Genomic DNA, 15,132 nt, shown 5'->3' with positions numbered 1-15,132 from the left:
ACTACGCATCATATATATTTGTAATATATTGTTTTATATATTTAATATTTTAAGTATTTGTATTTTAGTAACCATTATAAGTACCACCTCTTCTTTAAGTTCCCAACAACTCACTTTTTCTGTCATCAATGTTAAATAAGTCTTGTGCTTTAAATTCTTAGATGACCTCCTCTACCCTTTATTATCATTTTTATAAAAGTAACTATATGTACTCATTAAAATTTGTAGAGCTCAAAAACAAAAAAGACCGCTATATAGCAGTCTTTTAACTTAATTAAATAATAATGGGTATACGGATTTAATGGTTGATGGGGCACCTTTACCCCACCAACCTGATACCATTATCAGATGGTTGATAGATCGACCCCGTAGTTGAGTTCCTCTGCGAAGTCCGGCAGTCCGTAACCGATGGTTTTCTTGTAGAACGGAGAGACCTTCGCGGTCGGGGCCTTCTTCTTGTGCTTCGTGGTGTAGAGCATTCGTGCCCGCATCACCTCGAAGGAGTAACCACGTCCTTCACGGTTCTTGTCCTTGGCCAGTCGGTTGATGGACTCCGTGTAAGCGTTGGTGACGGGCATGTCCGTCTCGAAGTAGGTCATGATCTCTTCGCGCCAGTTGCCTACAGCCCTGACCAGATCGCTCCAGACTTCCTTCTGGCCCTTCGGGATGGTGGCTATCCACTCGTCCAGGGCGGCTTCTGCCTGGGGCCGTGTGGTAGCGTCCCAGATGCCGTAGAAACGTTCCTTGTGCTCGTAGGCGGCCAGCAGTTGTGGGAATGCGCCGGTCCAGGTCTCCATGATGAGGCGTTCCCGGTTTGAGACTTCGTGAGCGCGTTTCAGCAGGATTTTCCGGTCACCCTTGAGGGTTCGGCTCTGGGAGGGCATCAGCTCCTTCCTGAGGCCCTTGCGCACCTTCTCCAGGGCATCGTTGGCCATGCGCACCACATGGAACTTATCGACCACGATGCGGGCCTGTGGCAGCACCGCCTTGACCGCTGCTCGGTAGGGATTCCACATGTCCATGCTGACGATCTTGACCTTCTGCCGGTCTTTCATCTTCATCAGGTAGTTGGTCATCACGTCCTGACGGCGGGTGGCCAGCAGGTCGAGCAGGGTCCTCTCCTCGATGTTGGTCAGGATGCAGCGGTAGCGCTTGTTCAGGTACAACTCGTCAATGCCGAGAATGCGGGGCGTCTCGAAGCGGTGCCAGCGCCCCAGGAATTCGGCGCGGGCGTTGAAAATGTCGCGTACCGTCTTCTCGTCCAGGCCCGCAATATTATCAAGAGTAAACTATTAAAAATCCATTAAAATCAATACTTTCACTTTGAGAACATGTATTTAAAGTAAATAACAATTAAAGCCTGTATCTTAGTTATCACTTGAGATACAGGCTTTTTATTTATTCGTTCATATAATTAAACAGTTTGCCTAAAAAATCATCGCTAATGGTTAATTGATACTGTTTTTCAACGAGATTTCGAAGTTCCATAACGAGAAGCAAAGAGTTCTTATAGGCTTCATATAGTTCTAATTCATTTAATCGGGCAGTAGTCTTTTTAAACTTTTCATAGTTTTCAGGACTAATTTCTTTTTCAAGATTCTTTGTCATATTAAACCAATTATCGGCATTTTCTTCCGCAATTCGAATGAGTTGTAGTATATTTTTTTGTAATTGAGATAAAAGTTCCAGTGAACGTGCATTTTCCCCTCTTTTAAGAACATTAATCCCCATTAACCATAGGTTGGAAAAATTATTCAATAAAAAATTTACGTTTTCTTCTGTAAGTCTATTTGGTCCCGGACCTTCCAACTCTGATAAATACAATTCTAGTTGTCCTGTTTCATCATAAATAAACATTGCTTTTGTGTCAGGAATGTAGCCTGATTCTTTGAATGAAGGAATAATATTCATTTCGTTTTCGGAAAGGAAATGAAATTCACCACGTATTAGATTTTCAAAAATTACTACTTCCGTACCGTACTCATTTTGATAGAGTAAAGTGTAGGAAGCGACTTCATTTAGCCATTTTGCTGAATCAAAGGTGGAAATTGTATCATCTTTTAGAAAAACGTAATATTCTATATCAGAGTATTGATCTCCCTCTCCTTTTGTAAAAGAGCCATACATCATACAAGCAGATATTCGTTCATCTGACTGGACAAGTTCCTTAACCCTTGCCATTAGTTCCTTTTGTTTTAACAATTCGATTCCTTCTTTCTTTATTTTGATTCAGGGAGAAATAAAAAATCCTCCCAAATAATGTTGGAAGGATTAGTCATGTCACTTTTTAAGACACTCAAATAAAACTATTTAGCCTTTTTAGCTATTCAGTCTTACATTTATTTAGTATATGGAAAAATGGGCAGACTAATCCTAAGTTTTTAAACTGAAATATACTATTTCATTTGTTAAAAATTAGATCAACCAGAAATTCCGGATACCCATAATAATTAATTCATTTTCATCATAAGTGCATAAGCATCACGTTTGTTTTGACGCAATGATTCTATCTCGGACTTCGTCAGCTGTTTTACGAGAGTTGAGGATATACTTTGCTTCCCACTCTGTGAGCCTTTCGAAATCGTACCCGTAAATCGATTTCCACCATGCTTCAAGATTACCATATACATCCCTCAATTGCTGAAGAGTTTCTTTACTTAGAGCTAATTGTGATGAGTATTGTTTACCCGTCAGTGCATATGCTCCAATAACTTTATTCGTCCCAGTTGTTTCAATATGACCTTTTAATGCTGCAAAAGTACCACCTTGGGTCTGGGTATCATCAACAATAATAACACATTTATCATTGTTTATTGTCCCATCAAATGCTGGTGGGTTGGCTAATCTATGCCACCCATCACCGCCAGTTCTTGATACTTTTATAGCTTGAACTATATTCGTATCAACTTCAAGCCCAAGTTTCTTTGCTATAACTGCTGAAGTAGCTAAAGGAATCATATTACGACCGACTGCTTCCTCAGCATGTACAGGTACTATAATAGTTTCCCGACCATCGATAATTCTTTCTAGTTCAGCAATCGCCTCATCCGAAACTAAATCTTTAGCTAAAATATACGCACTTTCAACATCCCCTGCTTTAGCAGCTTCATACATGTAATGAGAGGTTGCATCTCCAAGACCACGGTCAATAACCGTTTTAGGAAACATATTCCAATCTGTGCGATATAACTTCATATTTTTAAATAAGTTTTAATGATGGCTAGCATTAAATTTTACACTAAATTTACCGCTAGCATCTCTTGGATATTATTTTTCGTATCAGGCAGCACTCTCAAAAGCCGTTTGTTTGGACAGTCCCCATGATCATACACGAGGCAGCTTCAAATACTTATGGGCCCATCCTATCCAGTTGTATCTTCTTGCATCACATGAATATTGTATACTCATTTTGACTACTTGAAAATTATGGAACAACGTCAATAAAAACAATAACTCTAGAGTCTTTAGTCGACATTCCTAAAAAGGTAAATTCAACATTTCTTTCCATATCATTTCTTTGTGTCTCTGGATGAACAAAAGAAACATAGCTTATTTCAAAGAATCGGGCTAGGGTTTTTATGCCAATGATTTTGTTCTCTTCATTAGCAATTAAAACATCTAATTCCAGATCAAACTCTTCTAATTATTTAATTAAATCTTTAACTTTCATTTTACTATCAACCTCTATGAATTATTTAAAAAATTAGCACAATGAAACTTGTGAAAAAAATGGATTTGAACAAAATTTTTTAGCAAAAAAAGCATAGCAACCAGAAAAATCTTTCCAGCAATCAACAAAAATATCCCCGTGTGCTTCCAGTTTACAACATTTTGACTACCACACTGCCCACAGTAGTAATAATAGCCTTTGATACGGCCACCGCATTCAGGACAATTTTTATGATTAATGAATAAGTTACTCAACGTCTCTTCTCCAAAATTCTTATTATCAAGTTGTAAGTGAAGATAGCACACATTTATAAAAAATGTCTTTTTTAAAACATCAAAAGATGTTATAAAAAAGACATTCGCTACTTTAGGATAACTTTTAAGATGAATTTAAATCTCCTTGATGAAGAATCAATCCAACCTTCTGAACCCACGCCATGTGATTTTTTCAAAGGTGAAAATGCTATCAAAAAAGCTAAACAGTTAGGATTACCTGATCTCGAGTTAGTCAGAAACGCAATTATGATCGGTGATGCTGACTATAGAACAAATACTCACTATAACCGTGCACGCTTTATTGCACGATGGGGAAAAATTGGAGAACAGATTGCTTTACTGCTTCGACAATCTGATCCTGCTTGGATATTCCACAATGACAGCCAGCCAAGAATTGAGAATACAGTAAAGAAAATACAAATTATCTTTATGAGCGGGAATATTGCATTGGGGTTAGCTGATCAAGTTGTATCAGCACACTGTGAAAAAGGATTAATGACATTAAATAATATTAAGGAGAATCAGTCTGCTTATGATGATGAGACAAAATTGAGAACATGGATTTTATACTTTCCTTCAGCATCACATCCAGCCTATAAAGACATTGATATCCCAAATATTCCTTTTGAATTTGCATACCCAACTAGCTTCGTACAGGACTTAAAAGCGAAAAAAATTTCAATTTTACCAAGTGACCATACTTGCAGAATTGCATTTGAAATAGATAATACAGTTCCTGTAAAAACTGATCCTAAGCCAGTATTGGAACCATCTAATGAAATTAAACCAGATGATTTTGATATTCAGCTTGTAGTTTAATCTGAGGTTAATGTGTTTAATAAAGATCGTTTACGTATTGCTAAAGAATTACGAGGACTTAGCAATACCGATTTCGCAGAAAAATTGAGTTGCTCTATCTCTAAGGTAAAGCAACTTTTAGACGTGGATAAAGAAATCAATGAAAATGATCAAGATGATATATGCCGTGTATTAAATTTACCCAAGTCATTCTTTGCAGGTAATGACACACAACCACATGAAACAGACCAAATCTTCTATAGATCGGTTGCTCGTATTAAAGCACAGCATAGAAAAGCTAATGAGGCATATACTCTTTTAGCAATAAATATTAACAAGTACTTAAATCAGAAAGTAAAGTTACCTACTTTTCACCGTCCTGATTTAGATATTACTGAGTTTTTGGGTGAATCTAAGTATGCCGATCACCTAGCGTCAGAGTTGAGAGGTTTATGGGCTTTAGGTAATCAACCTATTAATAACATTGTTTCGTTGTGTGAGCTAAAGGGAATCCGTGTCTTTAGATTACCGACTGAAATTCGAGAAATTGATGCACTATCTTTTTTTGATGATGAAAGTGGTAGCCCTTTCATATTTCTAAATACATTTAAGTCTGCCGAAAGAGCCCGCTTCGATTGTGCACACGAACTTGGTCATATCGTTATGCATACGCATAACAAAAAAATTCGTGTCGAGAAAGATAATCGTGTTCTCGAAACTGAAGCGGATCAATTTTCATCTGAATTTTTAATGCCAACAGATGCATTTCTTTCTACTGCTCCACGCTATTTTTCACTAGAAAATATGATTGAGTATAAAAAGATTTGGCGAACATCCCTGAAGGCTATTAACTATAAAGCTCACAAGCTGGGATTAGTTAGTGATTGGGTTAATCGTAGTAACTCTATAAAGATCAATTCGTTGGGCTACAACATTAATGAACCTGAAGAAACTCATCGAGATGAGAGTTTGATGTTGCCCAAAATTATCTCTGTTTTAGCCTCACAACCATCTTTTGATAAAAATAAAATGCTTGATGAAATTGGAATCTCTGAAGAAGATTTTAATCAATTAACATTTGATGCTTTAGTTAAAGTTGAGCCCCCGAAGAAAAAACATAAGTTATATATTGTCGAGTAATACAAACCTTCCTTAAAAATAATGCGCCTTACGGCGCACTATTTATGCAAAATCCTGATTAATTTTTTTATGACTTCACGCCCAACGTAGTTTTGCATCCCATAAGTCATACTTTAACTGAAAATGTAACTTGCCCCATCATGACTTTTTTCATATAGCCTACTTGAACTGACACCATAAATCCCATGTGTTCCATAAAGCATCGTATACAATTTCAGATAAATTCTTTAGTTATGTGATCAGGCTATGTGCTCAAATTACCTATTTCCAAATAAAAGAAATTTGACACTCTTAGGTGTCGATACAAGCCAGTTTGATCTTGAGCTTAAGGATCATGTATTCCCTTCCTATCATGCTCCAATCATTCTGAACGGCTCAGATCACTTAGAGCTTGATATTGCAAAGTTTGGATTACTACCGAGCTGGGCGAAAGAATTGAAGTTCAGCAGTCATACTTATAACGCCAGAACTGAGTCTGTAGCAGATAAGCCTAGCTTTCGACATGCTTGGAAGTACAGCAAGTTCTGCCTAGTCCCAGTACAAGAATTTTATGAGCCGAAATACATCAATGACAAGCCACACTGGTACACCATCAAGCGTAAAGATGATCAGCCTTTTACTGTTGCAGGGATCTATGATGATGCAGTGATTAATGGCAATAAGGTACGTTCCTTTTCAATGTTGACCATCAATTCGGACCATCACCCTTTTATGAAACAATTCCATGCACCGAAGGATGAGAAGCGATCCATCATCGTTATTCCAGAACAGTACAGAAAAGACTGGCTAACAGCCGATCATGAACATGCGCATGAATATTTCTTTCAAATGCCCGATGAATTCGTCACATTTCCACGCGATGAGCAGAAACAAAACGTCTTATTCTGACGCATCCTTGTTTATCCACAACTTTTTAAATTTGAATTTTAAACGCTGTTAGTAATATCCTATTTAAACAAATTCTACTTCCAAACACGCCTCGTAGCGTAGGAGTATCTCATGTCTAAGAAGTTGCCTATTTACTTCTCTGACGACGCATGGTCATCTTTACAAGAGCTCATGGGTCCAGAGGGTAAACCAAGTCCTACCATCAACACCGTGCTTGAACAAATCGCTGTTCAAAATGAGCTTGTTGAAAAATTAGGGCTTACTGCTGTCCTACCCAAATCCAAAGTATCTATTCCCGTCTCTTTAGAGCGTATTCCTGCAGGTCCGGCCTTCAGCACCAAGGATGAGCAAGACAAAGCACTCGATCTGAATGAGTTCCTGATTCACAACCCTATTTCTACTTTTATTGCCTATGTAGACAGTGAATCCATGCTCGATGCTGGCCTAGAGATTAATGATCCAATCATTATTGATCGCAGTATTGAAGCCAAGCATTACGATATCGTGGTTGCCCTGATTGATGACAATGCCTCGACCATTAAGCGGCTGATGATCACCAATAAGATGTCCAAGTCTGAAATCAAAGAAATATTTGGAGATGAAGATTATCCGCTTCCAGAACTTTGGTTGAAGGCTGAAAATTCGAATTACAATCACATCATTCCTGATGATAGTCAGACCATATCAATCTGGGGTGTGGTGACTTTTAATTTAAAGCGTATTTATCACCGCTCATAAAAAGAAGAATAACCATGCAAAGTGAAAATGAAATATTCGCGTTAGTCGACGTGAATAATTGCTACGTCTCGTGTGAGCGTGTGTTTAATCCTGCCTTGAATGATCGCCCAACCATTGTGCTCAGCAACAATGACGGCTGTGCCGTGGCCAGAAGCCAGGAAGCGAAAGACTTAGGCATCAAGATGGGTGTTCCTGTATTCCAAATTAAAGAGCTGATCAAACAACATAACATTCAGGTGCTATCCAGTAATTTCTCCTTATATGGCGAAATGTCCAAGCGCTTTATGGAGCTGCCTGGGGACTATGTTGCACCAGGAGATACAAGGTCTATTCCATTGATGAATGCTTTCTGAAGCTCACAGCTTACGAGCATCTATTTGACCTGACTGTATATGCTCAAGACATGAGGGCTAAGGCTTGGCGTTGGTTAGGCCTACCCTGCTGTATTGGAATTGGTCGCTCTAAAACCGAAGCCAAGATTGCCAATCATCTCGCCAAGAAAAACAAGTTCTTCAATGGGGTCTGTAATCTGGCCCATATGGACCCATGCTCTACAGAAACGCTACTCGCGCAGGTTGATGTGTCTGAGGTTTGGGGCGTAGGCAGACAGAACTGTAAGAAGCTCAATACTATGGGTGTTCAATCTGTGCTGGATCTGATCAATGCCAATCCTAAAGAAATCAAAAAGCAGTTTAGTATCGTGATGGAAAAGACGGTGCTTGAGCTACAGGGCCTTTCTTGTATTGACCTTAGTGATGATACTGTAGCGAAGAAGCAAATCATCAGCAGCCGTTCATATGGCAACCCAGTGTATGAAATGGATGACATTAAAGCTTCGGTTCGGCTTTATGTGGCCAGAGCCGTGAAACGAATGCGGGAAGATGGCTCAATCTGCAAGATGATCGGCGTGTATATCCAAACCAGTCGCTTTGATAATACAGAGCGCTACTCGCCTTACATCGTCGTTCAAATGCATGAGCATACGGATGATCTACTGCTCATCACCAAGGCCGCGATGAAAGGCATCGATCAGATATTTAAGAAAGGCTTTAAGTATAAAAAGGCGGGAATCGTGCTGCTCGAAATTACAGATCAATCCAAGTTTGTGCCCGATCTATTCACGGACTATTCACATAAGCAAGAGCGAGAAAGGCTTTCAGATGCCGTCGAAGCCATCAGTGAACGGTTTGGGAAGAATCTCGTCACGCTAGGCATTGCCAACAATAAAGAAGCCACATGGCACATGAATCAAAACCTTAGATCACCTTCGTATTTAACCAAATGGTCTGACTTACCAAGAGTAGGATAAAAACATGCACTTATTTAAATTAACTGACGAACAACTCGCACAAATTCTTATCCCGAAACGATTTGTACCACCTACTCCACCTGAACATGAAGGCAAGAATATGGTCTATGTATTTGATAGTGAGGATAAGTTTGAACTGACTTATGATGAGCTGGTGGAAATCATTAGCAAAGCTAGAATGGCTGGTCCGAAGTTGATACCTGTCTTAGGCACCGTGAATTAAATTGTGCAGTGTTCGCACGCCACTTGAAACATAACTTGATTGGAAATGAATTTGGGCTGAGAAAAATTCAGTTCAAATTTAACCTGACGGGCACACTAAAAAATGGGTAATTGTCAGATCGAGTTTGGACTACAACACTTTAGCTCATCGATTTACCATACCGCTAATCTTCACACCATTTTCGTAAATCCAGCGATCAAACTGTGATACTACATTCCGCTTATTAATCCAAGTCAGCATGGTGCTTTTCATAAAGGCAGTTTACTTATAAACAGGGAAATTTCTAAACAATTCCCCTTTAACATGCTTAGGCTATTTGATCCAGAGTTCATCTTTTTGCATCATTTTTAACATTAAATTAAATATAACCAGCGGAGTAACATTTTTTTTGTTAGAGCCGACAACTCTTTGAAAACTAAATTTAACGGTTCGCTCAGGAGCATCCAAATTAACTGGGTAGTTTTGTTTTTCTAAATACAGATGATCTCCTAACATTGGCTCTATACCAGTAATAAAATTAACAATTTGTTGCTCATCACCTTTCATTCGGCATTGAAAATGTAGAAAATTCTTACGCAGTTTTCCAAATAATAATAATATTTTAAGCGCCTTAACCATGTTCTTTTCTTTCAGTGCATCTTGCTGCCTATCATCTTTATAATGAAAATCAAGGAGAGGAATTATTTCATCTGGACGAGTCAGTTTTTTAGCCTTTTCGTAAAGTTCATCAAACCAACTCTCTTCTAAATTCTTACTATAAACATAATTCGTTTTTAAATTAAATTTTTGGCGATCCATCCATTTAGTGCTCATCCATTGACATCGTTGCATCCATTCTTGAGCTTGGGTATCTTCGCTTAAACGACCTTCTCTAAAACTTATCAAACGTTGAAAAGGTGTCAGAGTACTCTTCTCTATACTAAACTTCTTTTCTTGTCGGCCAGCCATCGTAACTGGCTGTGTTTGCTGATAAGAATTAAACCATTTCTGCTGCTGAGTATAACGATTTAGGTTTATGTAGTCTGTACTTGACTTCACTGGACTAAAACACTGTTCTAATACTTTTTTTGAAATGATACACGGCGAATTATAAATTCGATCGACTGCTAATAAATCCAAAACATGAAGGTAATTTGAAGCCGTTTGCTCAATACTGCTATGCCCCATCCAAGAGGCGAGCACCTGCCATTTATGTTGAATAATCTCTTCTTGAGCACGTGCTTTCATACCAAACAATAAATCCCTCATCTTTTTTGCTTTTACCCAAGGACAATCTGTGTAGGTCTTGATCATTTCTTTTGAACCGAGCAAAGTTATTGCTAGATAGTTAGCAGCACTGTGGCGTAATGTATGAAAACTAAAGCCATGATGCATACCTAATATTTGACTAAACAAATCTACTGTAATTTTGCTGATACATTGATCAGTTAATACACGATGATTCACACTAAAAAGTAGATCATCCTGCTGATTAACCAAATATTGCTCATAACGATGTTGTATGTAACGTTGTACTACTAAAAACTCATGTTCTGACAATGCAATTTTCAATGGTATTTGACGATTCGCACTTCGCGTTTTCAGACGGCGATATGAATTGTCTTGGATATGAAGCGTGATATTATTAAAAACTGTATTTTCTTTTTCTTTATAAAGTAGCTCTGGGCAAATAATATCTTGTATTTTAAGACAACGAACTTCATTTAATCGAAGTCCAGTTCTATAACTTAGTAAATACATCAGCTTTAAACAACTCAGATGATCGACCCACTCTGATGCCGTTGGCTCTTGACTTAAATTTTCTAGTTTTTCCAATAATTTGCCAAATAGCAAAGGACTCACTAGCCGTGCATTGCAAATTTGTAAATGCTTAAAACTTGAATTCTGTAACACCAATACCCCTGGAGCATCATAATTCTCTATACAGAATTGATGAAAATCTTTTAGGCGACCAAAACGGTATTCTGCGCTTTGGTGCATCTTACGAGAGGTTTTTCCTTTCACCGAATCTCGTTGAACTGCTTTTTCATCACGTTCACTGCTGTATTTCAATAGCTGCCGATATAAATCCTCATAGTCATCTATGGATTGTTGCTTTAAATCTAATTTATTGAGCCAAATCTCAAATATAAATTCTTTGCCAAACGATCCTAAGTAGCTTTCAATAGTTGATAATTGAAGCCCTCGTTTTTTTAAATGCATTAACCAGTGAATTAAGCGTAGTTGAGCATCAATTAAAGACTTTTCCTCCGTATTAGCATCAACTATCTTCTCCTCTAACACCCTTCTAGTTTCTTGCCAAAAACGTAGCGTGCGTTCTTCTTTATTCCTCTTTTTATCTAAACGCTCAACTTTTTGACCTTTACGTTTCTTTTGACCAAACAACATCAACTCATACGGAATCGTTTGTAATTTGCTTTGAACAGTCGGAACTTCAGGAAGTAACTGCTCTTGTTCAAAATGAATAGGGCGATTATCTGGTTCTGTGACTTGATTGTAATCATTATTCCACAGCAATCTAAATTCGGATGGCCTTAAAGCAACAGTATTAATCTCTTGCTGAAGCACATTACTCAAAAATATATCTATGCTGAGGTTTGGATTAAATTCGAGTACCATTTGCACATCATTAAATGCACGAAATCCACGGCGTTTAATTTGATATTGCAGATCCCCAAGACTTTTTTTCCTGCCTATCTTACTCAAGCTTTCTAAAATACAATCTTCAACTGAATGTTGCAGACAAAATTCTTTCTGAGTAGCTTTCAACTTTTTTAAATATTGCAAAATGAACTGCGCATATGGGTTAAAAAAAACATGTTTCCATTGGTACAACTTTCCCTGTTCTACATCGTTGCCATATTGAGAGTTTTCAACACGATAATGTAGTAACAATGGATTAGTGATTTTTTTGTAGTCCGAATGGTATAACCGAAAACAATTCAGATCTGTACCAAGCTCAATGGCCTCCTGCAATTGCTTCTGAATAGCAATCAAATGCTGTTCATCTGCACAGCCTGAAATATATATAAAACTTAAGCATAAATTTCCCCATAAGTACTTTGGTTCATTCCAATATTCAAATGAATCTTGCCAATACTGCCTTAATTCCTTAAGTACATGGATATGTAGATGCCCCTGTTCTAACCGTGACTCTGTACTCTCAATTTTTCTAGGCAGTACGATCCGTTTAGTATGTGGATTTAGCTTAATTCTGTATGATTTTTTATCTACATTCTGGTTGAATTGCTTCCTTCTTTTATTAAATTCATCTTCAGTAAATTGCATCAGTTTTGATTGTTCGTCTCGGCTCAACTTTTGACTCAAACAATCAACACTATCTTTAATGTCATGCCATTTTTCAGCGATCTGCTGATCAAGTTTTTGCTGCATTTCTTTCGTCAATACTTCAGGTGGAGAAGGCTGTCTATCTAGCGACTTTTTCACCATTTTATGAATATCAACAAATAGATCATCTAGTTGTGGTTTTATTAGTTCTTTGATTTTTTGCATACAACTATTTTCGCTCTAAGTGTTTAATCGATAAAGATTTGACATTATCTTGCAATTGCTGGCGGGCTTGCTGTACATAGACATTCGGGATAAGTGAAGAATGCGGATGAAAAGCCTCTCGGTCACGTTGGTCATGACCATACAGGGCCTGAATTAAGTGAAAAGCTAATGCTGGTTTACCCTCTTGCTGCTCATGCATCAAAAAGTTCATGTCAAAATGACGTAACCAATTCGAATACATATTCTTTGGAAAGACTCCTTGCATATATGAATTCACCCATTTTCTCGATAAAGGGATTAACTTAATTTTCCTGCTCTGCCATTCTTTGACAGTTATCGGCAAGATATCTTTACTAAAAATGACCTTACCAAAAAGATCATTTACAGTTATCTTCTTCTTTGCAAAGACTTGTCTAAAAAATGAACCGTACGCTTCAATAATTTGTTCTAAAAAGGCAGTGTAATTTTGCAGTGTTTTTATGAAAAAATCAGATAAAGGGATAAAACGACCATCTTTTCTTGCTTTACTATTTTTTTTATCATTCACATATAAAAGCTTGAGCTCAACACAATAATCATCCAAATTCCCCAACAGGTTTTTTTTAGGCCGACTTGCCAAACTCAACAAACTGATATGCCACATCCAACACGCATATGCATTAAGTTGATTAATAATGTGCTTATCTTCTTGGATGTTTTCGTGACAATGTCTATGTAAAATATGGAATTGCTCTTTCACAAAATTGGGTTCAAGTGCCAGTTGGCTCCCTATCCTTCCTATAGATAATGCAGATTGTACTTTGAATTGTTGTTGCAATATTTTTAGTTCAGCCGTGTCTTCAGTAAAATGTGTGGAATGTGGTGTAAGTGCTTTTTCTAAAAAGGCTAGATATGTGCTACTGAGTTGAGTTTTCGGTAGCCCGCCATAATAGATACCAGGCATGTGATGCTGACTATCCCGCCCAGCAATTACATGAGCAAGATATTCATTATATGTTTCATAATATATATGAAAATATAATTGAGCCTGCAGTTTTTCTACAGTGATCGAACCTACAAACCGATTATCAAGCCAATTCTTAAGTTTCGTATTAATGTGTGTTGATGAAATTAGTGGATTCGATGCTTGTTCTATATAGTCAAACCAAGCAGAAGGTAAATGTAGTTGATGTGTCATCACTTCATTCCACCGCACATGATTTAAGCTCTTAATCTTCTGCTCTGTAATTTTAAGATTTAATTTGAGTAAATATTCGCGACGTCTACTTGAACCATTCTGGATCAAAATTCCATCTTGAATAAGCTCGTTAAAATCCATCAGTGCGACGGGTGATAATCCCGTCAAAAGTGACAATAAACATGCTGCAGCGATTGCAGCATCCCTCCAGTGCCCGGATAACTCGGTTCTCAACACATAAACAATTTGCTTCAGTATATCTGGCGCCAAATAATGTGGATTTGTAACAAAAGGAGCATGACGGCGCTGGCGATGCCGCATTAGATGCGTCGCATTATCGCTGAGTATATAATTTAAATTTTTAGACTTTTCATCTTCTGAATAAAACTCCATTTCAGGATCTAATAGATCAACTTCACCCTCTTCATCTTTGTGAAGAGCGGCATCATAAATACTGATCTTTGCGTTATGTCCAATATCTACTTGCTTACCCGTTTTAATTTCACGAAATTTTTTGAGTTCATTTTTCGTCGGCCATTGCAAAACTTTACTTTTTTTTGACTTACGCTGACGATGAACAACACGACGATCATCAAGTCTTTTAAAAATTATTAATAGAGCCGATAAATACTCTATGGCTTGTACTTGTTTGAAATCTTTAATATTAAAAAGTTGATTACGATCCTCCTTTTTCAAGTTACGTTCGTACATGACATAGCGATTTAGTAGCTCACTGCATTCTTGAAATAATTCAGCATGATTAGAATCCAGAACATATCGTGATACATAGCGAAAGAGATCACAAACATGTTTTTGCTTATTCTCAGCTTTATCAATTTTTGCAAATTCTTGATACTGCCGATATGTTAAAAAACTCGCTTGTAGAATCAAATAACGTTCAGACGACAGCTCTTGAGTATTACTAGTAGTCGGGCATGCAAAATAACTTAAAGAAGCTAGATAATAATATTTACCTAATTGTCTAGAACTAGATATATAGCCATATATCTGTTGTGCTTCCTTATATAGAGCATGGGCTTTTTCACGTAAATCATCTGATAGATCGACAAATTGTGTATTCACAACATGATTGCGTAATAAACAATAATCTTTTTGGAATTTTTCTGCTAAATCTAAGAATTGCTCTTCTGTTTCAATCTTTGGCATATTCGCTTTCGCTTAATTTTTTATCAAATTGCATTGGTTAAATTCATTACGATCTGAACAATTTGGTAAAAGTTGATCTTTTATTGAACTCTTTGTCAGCTTAAAAAATCTAGCAAAAAATTTAGCATCCAGCTCTTTCTGAGCTTTTCTCTCAAAGCACAAGTGTTGCTGTGATTTTTCGATAAAATCATCAAGATTATGTATCAACTGTAAGATTGCAACATAATTAGAATG

10 protein-coding genes and 3 pseudogenes are annotated in these 15,132 nt (G+C 37.4%); 6 read left to right on the top strand and 7 right to left on the bottom strand.

What is annotated here, in order from left to right; all coding sequences use genetic code 11:
• Positions 1-344 precede the first annotated feature (344 nt).
• The 3 genes and pseudogenes from FTT83_RS14010 to FTT83_RS14000 form a co-directional block, all read right to left on the bottom strand.
• Positions 345-1,268, bottom strand: a pseudogene (locus FTT83_RS14010) (ISL3 family transposase); the annotation flags it as partial.
• A gap of 130 nt (positions 1,269-1,398) precedes the next feature.
• The gene (gene lnu(G), locus FTT83_RS14005; protein WP_002333496.1) at positions 1,399-2,202 is read right to left on the bottom strand and encodes a lincosamide nucleotidyltransferase Lnu(G); all 804 of its coding nucleotides are present in this window, start codon (positions 2,200-2,202) and stop codon (positions 1,399-1,401) included.
• A 279-nt stretch (positions 2,203-2,481) separates the two neighbouring features.
• Positions 2,482-3,195, bottom strand: coding sequence for a phosphoribosyltransferase (locus FTT83_RS14000; protein ID WP_001986287.1), 714 nt, complete (start codon positions 3,193-3,195; stop codon positions 2,482-2,484).
• Between the two features lie 858 nt (positions 3,196-4,053).
• On the opposite strand from FTT83_RS14000, the gene FTT83_RS13990 reads away from it, so the two are divergent.
• From FTT83_RS13990 to FTT83_RS13965, 6 genes and pseudogenes are all read left to right on the top strand, one after another.
• On the top strand, positions 4,054-4,764 hold the full coding sequence (locus FTT83_RS13990; protein WP_001052588.1) for a hypothetical protein: 711 nt from the start codon (positions 4,054-4,056) through the stop codon (positions 4,762-4,764).
• A 12-nt stretch (positions 4,765-4,776) separates the two neighbouring features.
• A complete protein-coding gene (locus FTT83_RS13985; protein ID WP_002046586.1) occupies positions 4,777-5,883 on the top strand; it encodes an ImmA/IrrE family metallo-endopeptidase in 1,107 nt (368 codons plus the stop codon).
• A gap of 246 nt (positions 5,884-6,129) precedes the next feature.
• Positions 6,130-6,771 (top strand): SOS response-associated peptidase, encoded by a 642-nt coding sequence (locus FTT83_RS13980; protein WP_005245165.1) that lies wholly within the window; start codon positions 6,130-6,132, stop codon positions 6,769-6,771.
• Between the two features lie 111 nt (positions 6,772-6,882).
• Entirely contained in the window at positions 6,883-7,509 is a 627-nt protein-coding gene (locus FTT83_RS13975) for a LexA family transcriptional regulator (protein ID WP_000038641.1), read from the top strand.
• A gap of 14 nt (positions 7,510-7,523) precedes the next feature.
• Positions 7,524-8,818: pseudogene (locus tag FTT83_RS13970) on the top strand (Y-family DNA polymerase).
• 4 nt (positions 8,819-8,822) lie between these two features.
• Positions 8,823-9,041 (top strand): hypothetical protein, encoded by a 219-nt coding sequence (locus FTT83_RS13965; protein WP_000550047.1) that lies wholly within the window; start codon positions 8,823-8,825, stop codon positions 9,039-9,041.
• A 144-nt stretch (positions 9,042-9,185) separates the two neighbouring features.
• Here FTT83_RS13965 and FTT83_RS16350 read toward each other — a convergent pair whose 3' ends face one another.
• The 4 genes and pseudogenes from FTT83_RS16350 to FTT83_RS13950 all read right to left on the bottom strand — a co-directional run.
• The gene (locus tag FTT83_RS16350) at positions 9,186-9,293 is read right to left on the bottom strand and encodes a hypothetical protein (RefSeq protein WP_372551473.1); all 108 of its coding nucleotides are present in this window, start codon (positions 9,291-9,293) and stop codon (positions 9,186-9,188) included.
• Positions 9,294-9,353: 60 nt separating this feature from the next.
• Complete coding sequence (locus tag FTT83_RS13960; RefSeq protein WP_002046149.1) at positions 9,354-12,554, bottom strand: site-specific integrase; 3,201 nt, start codon at positions 12,552-12,554, stop codon at positions 9,354-9,356.
• A gap of 4 nt (positions 12,555-12,558) precedes the next feature.
• Entirely contained in the window at positions 12,559-14,898 is a 2,340-nt protein-coding gene (locus FTT83_RS13955; RefSeq protein ID WP_002058482.1) for a hypothetical protein, read from the bottom strand.
• 12 nt (positions 14,899-14,910) lie between these two features.
• Positions 14,911-15,132, bottom strand: a pseudogene (locus FTT83_RS13950) (hypothetical protein); the annotation flags it as partial.

Origin of the sequence: Acinetobacter sp. YH01018 (assembly GCF_013420295.1) — a bacterium.
GTDB lineage: Bacteria > Pseudomonadota > Gammaproteobacteria > Pseudomonadales > Moraxellaceae > Acinetobacter.
The sequence above is the reverse complement of the archived record's forward strand: the minus strand, read 5'-3'. Positions and strand labels throughout refer to the sequence as shown.

Excerpts from the sequence above, each read along its gene's own strand:
- FTT83_RS13955 (WP_002058482.1), bottom strand. The coding sequence starts at position 14,898 with ATGCCAAAGATTGAAACAGAAGAGCAATTCTTAGATTTAGCAGAAAAA.
- FTT83_RS13990 (WP_001052588.1), top strand. The coding sequence starts at position 4,054 with ATGAATTTAAATCTCCTTGATGAAGAATCAATCCAACCTTCTGAACCC.
- FTT83_RS13960 (WP_002046149.1), bottom strand. The coding sequence starts at position 12,554 with ATGCAAAAAATCAAAGAACTAATAAAACCACAACTAGATGATCTATTT.
- FTT83_RS14000 (WP_001986287.1), bottom strand. The coding sequence starts at position 3,195 with ATGAAGTTATATCGCACAGATTGGAATATGTTTCCTAAAACGGTTATT.
- FTT83_RS13965 (WP_000550047.1), top strand. The coding sequence starts at position 8,823 with ATGCACTTATTTAAATTAACTGACGAACAACTCGCACAAATTCTTATC.
- FTT83_RS13975 (WP_000038641.1), top strand. The coding sequence starts at position 6,883 with ATGTCTAAGAAGTTGCCTATTTACTTCTCTGACGACGCATGGTCATCT.
- FTT83_RS16350 (WP_372551473.1), bottom strand. The coding sequence starts at position 9,293 with ATGAAAAGCACCATGCTGACTTGGATTAATAAGCGGAATGTAGTATCA.
- FTT83_RS13980 (WP_005245165.1), top strand. The coding sequence starts at position 6,130 with ATGTGCTCAAATTACCTATTTCCAAATAAAAGAAATTTGACACTCTTA.